Raw genomic sequence first — 7850 nt, 5'->3', positions numbered from 1 at the left:
GGCGGCGAGTGGAGCGGTGCCGCGCTGGTCGCGACCGAGAACGCCCCCGAGGGCAAGCGCGCGATCTTCGGTACGTTCCCGCAGCTCGGCGCCCCCCGACGACTCTGGATCTACCGAATGCGAGGTACGTGCCTCGGAACTCAACTTTGGGGTCGTCACTCCTCCTAGAGTCGCCACGACTTGGAGGAGGGAACGATGGCGGCGAATGGCATCTTCTGCCTGGAGGGCGAGTGGGATTCGGACCTACGCAAGCGCACCAGTGTCCTACCCGTCCTAGAGCTGCTGGAGCGTCTCCGCGCGATCAAGGTGATCCATCGAAAGGTCGCGACCACCGGTGAGGTCGAGCACTACCTCGACCTATGGGGCCAGGCCCGTTATGACGACTACCTGGTTCTCTATCTGGCAGCGCATGGTGAAAAGGGATTGCTCAACTGGTCGAAGGGCAATGACACCAGTCTCAACGACCTCGCCGAAGTTCTTGGTGACAGCGCCCGCAACTGCTACATCCACCTGGGATCGTGCTTGACACCATTCAACGAGAACGACGCACGTACGTTCGTCGAGAAGACCGGAGTGCGCGCCCTGCTCGGTTACCGAACCGAGGTCGGCTGGATCGAGTCAGCGGCCTTCGAGACGCTCCTTCTGCCCATGCTTGCCGAGTATGCGCCGACCAAAAAGACAGCCAAGACGTTCTTCAAGTCGATGATGGGCCTGCAGAGCGACCTCGCCCGGCGCCTCAAGTTCGTCATGGTCACTGCTGACGGAAGTCTGCGAGGCCAGGACTGGTCGTCACCCGGCAAGAGCCCCGTGGCCGGCTTGGTCCCATGAGCACGGACCCCGAGTGGGCAGCGCTGCTATCCGCCACGCGCTTCGCCACAGGCACCTTGTCCCGCGGCGAGATCCCTCGTTCTCCTGGCGTGTACGCCTGGTTCCACGACGGCGAGTGCGTCTACGTGGGCAAGGCCAGCAATCTGCGGAGGCGAATCGGTACGCACCTCAGCACCTCCTTGGACCTGAGCCGCTGCACTCTTCGTGCCTCGGTCGCGGTCAAGACGCTGGGAGTCACCCGCAAGCACGCCCGCAGCAGGCCGACGGTGATGACAGTGGAGGAGATCGCTGTCGTGACCGCGTGGTTCGCGACCGCGGAGGTCAACTGGCTCGAGTGCGAGACGCGCGACGAGGCTCACGCCCTGAAAGGTCGACTCCTAGAGAGCTGGACGCCCGAGATGAACCTGATCTGACGACAAACGTCGGCGTCACGAGGGAGAGGCGCCCTACGATCGCCGCATGATCGAGTTCGTCAAGCTGATCGTCGACGTGGTCCTCAGGGCCGTTCCGGGCATCGTGAGCAGGAACGAACGCGACAAGGCGGCCTATCTCGGGGCGGATCTGTTCCTCCTCTACGTACAGATCAATGACGTGCTCGTGCGGGCCGAGGAGATCGTCGCTCAGATGGAGCGCTATGACCGGGCGTCGGACATCGAGCTCGCGACAGCGCGCGGGGCGCTGCTCGTGCTGGTGCCGCGGCAGATCTCCGATGTCCGGGTGGTCACCGAACGTCTCCAGGAGCTGCGCTGGGAGCTCAACGTGCTCGACGGCCAGTCCCGCCTCGCCCTCGACTTCCTCCTGGGCATCAAGACCTCCGCGTTGGACGTGCTCTCGCACGCGCTGACCCTCGACCAGCTTCCACTTGGAACGACGAGCGTCGAGGTCGACGACGAAGGAGTCCGGTGGCCGGAGATTCGGCCGACGTTCAACGCGGGCCGGAAGGTGCTCGACAACCTCTACGAAGAACTCGGCGGGGAGAACCCCACCCGAGACGAGGAGGTACGTCGCATCCGAGCGTATCTCCAGCACCGGAAGCCGCGGGAGGAGATGCGGGCGATCCGCGAGAACCTGGAGACGCTGCGTGAGGCGATCGCGGCCAATCTCACCATCCAGGACATCCTGATCCGGGCCGGCGACCCGCGTCTCGGCCGCAGGCGCAGGCTTCGCTAGCGATCCGGGAGGTCGACCCGGATGAACTTCGGACGATACAGGAGCGGGTTACGCAGGACCGCGCCGAAGTCGGTGCTGTTGCGGCTGTAGGATACGATCACCGAGCCGGGCTGCTCGAGGATGTCAGGATGGGCGAGCGGCATGTAGCGGAGCTCGCCACGGGCCACTCCGGAGGGAAGGGTCCCGACCGGTGGTTGCGCCCGGAACGGGCCGGTCGGTGACGACGAGGTCCAGAAGACCAGGTCGTCGCCCAGGAACTCGTCGCTCTTGCTGAAGGCGTACCAGCGCCCGTCGCGTTCGAAGACGCTCAGCGTCTGGGAGACGCCGTCGGTCGCGGGGATCAGCTCGCTCGAGGAGCCGGGACGCTTGTTCCAGCCGGTGCCGTCCCAGTAGGTCCAGCGGTCGGGGTCGGCGACGTGGTCCGGCGCGACGCGGGCGACGTGCAGGGCGAAGCCGGTGCCGAGCGGCGGGTCGGGCTCGCGGGCGGTGCCGTAGAGGTAGAGCCACTTCCCCGACACCGCCGCCGCGGCGCCCCACATCGGCCGGCGCGTGTCGGCGTCGTCTGCACCGATGTCGGTCACCGCGATCAGCTGCGGGACTCCCCCGTCCGGGACCACGAACTGGGCGATGGCCGGTCCGAGCGCCTCGAAGCCGAACGCGTCGTCGGAGTCGGTCGTACGCACCCGCTGCGCGGCCACCACGACGAGGGCGTATCCCGGCTTGTCGAGGGTGGTCACCGACATCGGCCAGTAGCCCACACCGTCGCCCCGGTCGGGAATGATGGCGCCGCCGGACTCCGGGAGGACGACCTGCAGGCAGTCGGGCTCGACGAGCAGCATCGAGTTGCGTACGAAGCCGGCTCCGGAGAACTTCTTGTCCCGCAGGGTGTCGCCGAACATCCAGATGCTCCGCCCATCGCTCAGATGGGCGCTCACCCCCACGTCGCCGCCCTGGAGCGCCGGCTCGGCGCGGAGCCTGGTGATCCGGTTGAGGTCGTCGACGTCCTCGACCGGACCCGCTGGGACGCACTGGGTCGTCGAGGCGAGGCTGGCGAGCGGGCGCGGTACGGCTTCGCTGTGCAGTGCGGAGGTCAGCGCGGTCGCGAGGATCGTCAGGCAGGTGGCCGAGACCAGGACCAGGCCGAGGGTTCGCCGCCAGGGCCGCACCGACGCGAGCGCGCCCGGGCGTTCGACGTCGACCCGGACCAGCCACCGCATCGCCACCAGCACGACCAGACCGAGCAGTGCCGACCCCGCGATGGTCACCACCGGTTGAGCGATCCCGGTGACACCGTCCCCGGAAGCCGCCCACAACAGCGACTCCCCCGCTCCCGCGATCGTCCATCTGGACCCGAACGCCCACGCATCCGCAAGGAGCAGGCGGTCCCCGGCGAGAAGGAGAGGTACGGGCCCGGCGACGATCACCGTCGCCGCGAGCAGCAGCCCAGGCAACCCGCCGATGATCTCGCAGGCGAAGGTCAACGCACCCGCGGCGATCACCGTGGCGGCGAGGACCGACGCCACCAGCATCCGCTCCCCCGCCGGTGCCGGCCCTGCGAGTAGCCAGCCGAAAACGCCCGCTCCCACCGACAGCGCGGCGAGGGCGGTCAGCCGCGCGAGGAGCCGAGGCAGCGTACGCGCGAACGGGCCCCACACGAGCGAGACGACGCACACCAGCAGGAAGCCGGCCAGCGCTGTCGCGAAGGTGACCCAGGACAGCGGGCGCCCTTCGAGCCGATCAGGCGGCTCGGTGAGCACGGCCGTACGTCCCCGGGTCTTCTCGATCCGCGTCACCTCGGCCTGGATCGCACGAGCGAGCGCCGGCCGGTGTGCCGTGGCCAGACGCAGCTCATCCTGGGTACCGGACAGGTCGATGTCGAGCTCCGCGACGACGTCACCGCGCTCCAGCAGCTCTGCCGCCTCGGTGCGGTTATCGACCGCCCCGGCCGAGAACGGCCGCCCCGGGACCGCGTTGACCTGCTTCACCAGCGGAACGGTGACGACATCGGGACCGACCAGGACCACCGGAGCATCGTGGAGCTCCCCGGGGTCGGCGCGGAGCCCGGTGACGATCCAGCCCAGGGCGATCAGCACGAAGACAGCGCAGAGCACCACCTCACGGCGACTGCCTGGTCGCACTGCTCACCACCATCCTCGGTCACCGCGTCGCGCGGTTCATGAGGCCATGTAAGCAGTGCGACCGGGTAGACCTAGTTCGGGGTGGCGCGCCACCGCTGCACCGCTGCCGCGGTGTCGGTCTGCTGCACGACCAGCCCGTTGGCACCGGCCGCCAGGCTGAGACCGCTGTGCTTCGCCGAGAACTTCAGCGCCGCACCGTCGGCCGCGATCACCCAGCGTTGGTTCGGCGTGCCGGTGCAGGTGTACTCCACCACCGGGTCCCCGCTCGTCTTCGAGCTGTAGGCGACGTCGGCGCACAGACCGGTGCCGGCATTCTTCAGCTGGTAGCTGCCGTCGTCCTCGTTCCGAGTGACCACCCATTTCTGCGACGCCGCCGCCCCGACGGCCGACGTGGTCAGCTGGCCGTTGCTGGTCTCACCGGCAGCGTCGAGCGCAAGCCCCGAGGCGACGTTGCCGAGCGAGTACTGACCGTCCGCCAGCGCCGGAGGAACGATCTCCTCGTCGCCGACCGTCATCGCGAACACGTGCACCGCGGCGTTGGAGGGCAGCGTGACCGCGGCGATCTCCTTGGCGGGGTCGGTGCGCAGGGTCTTGGTGAACAGGCGGTAGGAGACCGTCGGGTACGCCGGGCCGCTCGGCGTGTTCTTCCCCAGGGTGGTCACGGCGACCTTGGCGCCGTAGCTGTCGGTCGCCGCGCAGCACCAGTTGGGGAAGCCGAGCGTCCCGGTGCTGGAGGTGCCGTCGGTGTAGTGCACGGTCGCCTTCTCGGCTGCCGAGAGACTGGTGCCGGTCCCCAGGAAGGCCAGCGCGTTGCCCTTGCCGCTGATCCGGATGGTCTCGCCGCCGGAGGCGACGTTGTCCTGGGTGCCCGGCTCCGAGTCCGGCCAGGTGAAGTCGAACCCGTTCGCGCTCACTGTCGCACCGGGCGTGACGCCCTTCTCGGCGAGCTTGCCGGCGAGGAAGCTGCTGCCTCCGCCGTCGATGTCGCCCGGTGCGGGGTCCTCGGCCCTGGTGACCCCCACGTTGTTGAACGCCGAGGCCAGGTCCGGATGCGCGACCGTGGTGGTCGCCGAGTCCGTCACCGCGTACGTCCGGTCGTGGGCCACGTAGGTCGCGGTCGCGTCGATCTTGATCCGGCCGGGTGAGGCGTCGGCCGGTGGCGTGACGCTGAACGTCGCGGTGCGGGACGCACCGGGCGCGAGAGACCCCGACACAGCAGACCCCGCACGTACGTCCCAGCCTTCAGGGGCCTTGGCCGTGATCGAGTCGAGCTGGACGCGCGAGCCGGTGTCGTTGGTGAAGGTGGCGCTGACCTCCGAGGCCTCGCCCGAGACCGCGATCGCGGAGGTGGCCGCGTCGAGGCTCACGTTGCGATCGGCCGGGTGGCCACCACCGACCGCCGAGGACCCGTTGAGCGCAACCACGGCCGCAGCGGAGGTGGCCAGCTTCCCGGTCTTCACCTGCGTGATGCCAGTCGCTGAGTCGTGGAACCATCCGGTCGCCGCGCTGTCGAGCTCCTCCTTCGAGCCCCGCTGCGGCAGCTCCTCGCCGTCCAGCTCCACGCTGCCCGGTTCGGCATCGGCGTGGACGCTGAGTCCGTACTCGCGCGAGGTGGGCTTGCCGACGTAGGAGCCGTCCACCTCACCCAGCCGCACCACGACCCTGCCGCGGCCCTGCTCGGGGGCCTCGACCTCGAACTCCTGGGTGGCGGACTCGCCCGAGGCGTGCGCCTGGCTGCGTCCGTCGTCCTCGTAGTTCACGAACGACGAGGAGCCCTGCGGGTAGATGTCCAGGTCCAGGCGGCAGGACTTCTTACCCTGCTGCCAGTCGAGCGTGCCCTCGGGGAACTGCGGCACGACCGCGCCGGCGCGTACGAAGAGCGGCAGCGTGTCCAGCGGAGCCTTGTAGCCGTCGATCGTGGTCGGTCCCTGGTGGACTAGGCCGCTCCAGTAGTCGACCCAGGTGCCTTCGGGGAGGTAGATCCCGTCGCGGGTCGTGGCGTCCTCGTAGACCGGGGCGACCAGGAAGTCGTCGCCGGCGAGGAACTCGTACTTGACCGCGTCGCCCCAGGTCTTCGGGTCCTCGGGGTAGTTGAGATAGAGCGGCTTGACCGCTCCCACGCCGTTGCGGTTGGCCCGCATCGTGTGCGTGTAGAAGTAGGGAAGCAGCCGCTCGTGCAGGCTCAGGTACTTCCGGTTGATCGAGGTGTACGGCTCGCCGTAGCGCCACGGCTGCTTGTCGGAGGACGCCCACCCGCTCATCAGGTAGGTCATCGGCAGGAACATCTTCCACTGCATGTCGCGGACGTACGTCTCGGCGCTGCCGCCGAAGATGCCGTCGACGTCGCCGGTGGCGAGGTGCTGGCCGGACATGGTGGAACCGGCGTACGTCGGGATCTGCCAGCGGATGTAGTCCCAGCTTCCGGACTGGTCGCCGCTCCACACCGCGGCACAGCGCTGGGTGCCGGCCCAGCCCTCGACGGTGAGGACGGTCGAGCGGTCGGCGCTGTTGGTCTCGATGCCGTCGCGAGCCTGCTCGCAGGCGTCGAGCGCGAAGCGGTAGCCCGGGCCGACCCAGGCGACGTCGGTCTTGCGGACGCGTACGCCCGCCTTGACCTCGGTCTCCTGCTCGGTCAGGTCGTCCTCGGTCCACAGGCCGAGCTCTGCGCCGTGGTCGTTCAGCATGTCGCCCGTCTCGGCCAGGTCCTCGTAGCCGCAGCCGTAGCCGTCGTTGACCAGCATCCAGCCCAGCGGCATGTCGTGCTCGGCGTAGCCCTCGGCGATCGCGGTCGAGTCGCGGAGGGTCTCGCGCTCACCGCGGTTGGCGTTGTGGAGGTAGCAGTCGGCGTCGCCGACCTCCAGGGCGTACATCGGAACCGCGACCGGGCGGCCGGTCAGCTCGGTGTAGGAGTCGATGACGCGCTCGGCGTCGCCGACGAAGTAGTAGGCGTCGAAGCGCTGCTCGTCATGGGTGGTCGTGGTCGGCGCACCGAAGTCGTAGCTGCCGGCCGCGAAGGTGTTGCGCAGGACCCCGTAGCCGCGGGAGGAGACGTAGAACGGCACCGCGTTCGGGTTGCCGCCGTCGTTCCAGTTGAAGTCGCGCGAGATCTTGATCGTCTCGCCGCGGTGGCTGAACCGGCCGTTCTGCATGCCGCCACCGAAGAACTGCTCCTCGGCGCCGCGCTCCAGGTGCTGCACGGTGCTCTTCCCGTCCCAGGTCAGCGGCGAGGCCTCCGCCATCAGCACCTTCCCGTCCGGGTCGGTGAGGCGCAGGGTGATCGGCTGCTTGGTGACGGTGAGCACGGCCTTGCCGGTGCTGATGACGTACGCCGCGCCGGTCTCCTTCACCTCCGACTGTCCGCCGGGGTAGTCGCGCTTGACGACGATGTCGGCGTCGGGACCACCGGGCTCGGTGGGGTCTTCGTTGGCGGGGTCGGTGAACTCGCCGTTCGGGGCCAGGCGTACGCGCACCATGTCGGCGTCCTCGAAGGTCACGCGCAGCGCGGCCTCGCCGGACTCGAAGGTGTAGCTGTCGCCGTCGCGCTCGAAGCCGGTGACGTCGCCGAGCTCGCTCGCCTCGGCAGCCACAGAGCTGACCGGGCTGAGCGCGACCAGGGCAGCGGCCAGAGCCACTCCTGGGACCAACAAGCGTCGGATTGAGTGATTGAACATGATCGCCTCACGCCCTAAAGAGTCAGAATCAATCGCAAGTTGG

At 68.7% G+C, this 7850-nt stretch carries 5 protein-coding genes; 3 read left to right on the top strand and 2 right to left on the bottom strand.

Going from position 1 to position 7850, the window contains the following annotated elements; all coding sequences use genetic code 11:
* Positions 1 to 195: 195 nt before the first annotated feature.
* The 3 genes from AB0F44_RS28305 to AB0F44_RS28295 are packed head-to-tail and all read left to right on the top strand — an operon-like array spanning position 196 to position 1998.
* Entirely contained in the window at positions 196 to 828 is a 633-nt protein-coding gene (locus AB0F44_RS28305; protein ID WP_357360436.1) for a hypothetical protein, read from the top strand.
* Positions 825 to 1241 (top strand): GIY-YIG nuclease family protein, encoded by a 417-nt coding sequence (locus tag AB0F44_RS28300; RefSeq protein WP_357360434.1) that lies wholly within the window; start codon positions 825 to 827, stop codon positions 1239 to 1241. The genes AB0F44_RS28305 and AB0F44_RS28300 overlap by 4 nt, the downstream gene beginning before the upstream one ends.
* Positions 1242 to 1287: 46 nt before the next feature.
* A complete protein-coding gene (locus AB0F44_RS28295) occupies positions 1288 to 1998 on the top strand; it encodes a hypothetical protein (RefSeq protein ID WP_357360432.1) in 711 nt (236 codons plus the stop codon).
* Here the strand turns inward: AB0F44_RS28295 and AB0F44_RS28290 are convergent.
* Positions 1995 to 4136: a hypothetical protein gene (locus AB0F44_RS28290; RefSeq protein WP_357360430.1), complete on the bottom strand. Its 2142-nt coding sequence runs from the start codon at positions 4134 to 4136 to the stop codon at positions 1995 to 1997. The genes AB0F44_RS28295 and AB0F44_RS28290 overlap by 4 nt on opposite strands.
* A gap of 71 nt (positions 4137 to 4207) precedes the next feature.
* Positions 4208 to 7783, bottom strand: coding sequence for a TIM-barrel domain-containing protein (locus AB0F44_RS28285; RefSeq protein WP_357360428.1), 3576 nt, complete (start codon positions 7781 to 7783; stop codon positions 4208 to 4210).
* Positions 7784 to 7850: the final 67 nt, after the last annotated feature.

The sequence above is a fragment of the Nocardioides sp. NPDC023903 genome (genome assembly GCF_040639295.1).
GTDB lineage: Bacteria > Actinomycetota > Actinomycetes > Propionibacteriales > Nocardioidaceae > Nocardioides.
Note: the sequence above shows the minus strand (reverse complement) of the source record. Positions and strands in the feature narration are given on the sequence as shown.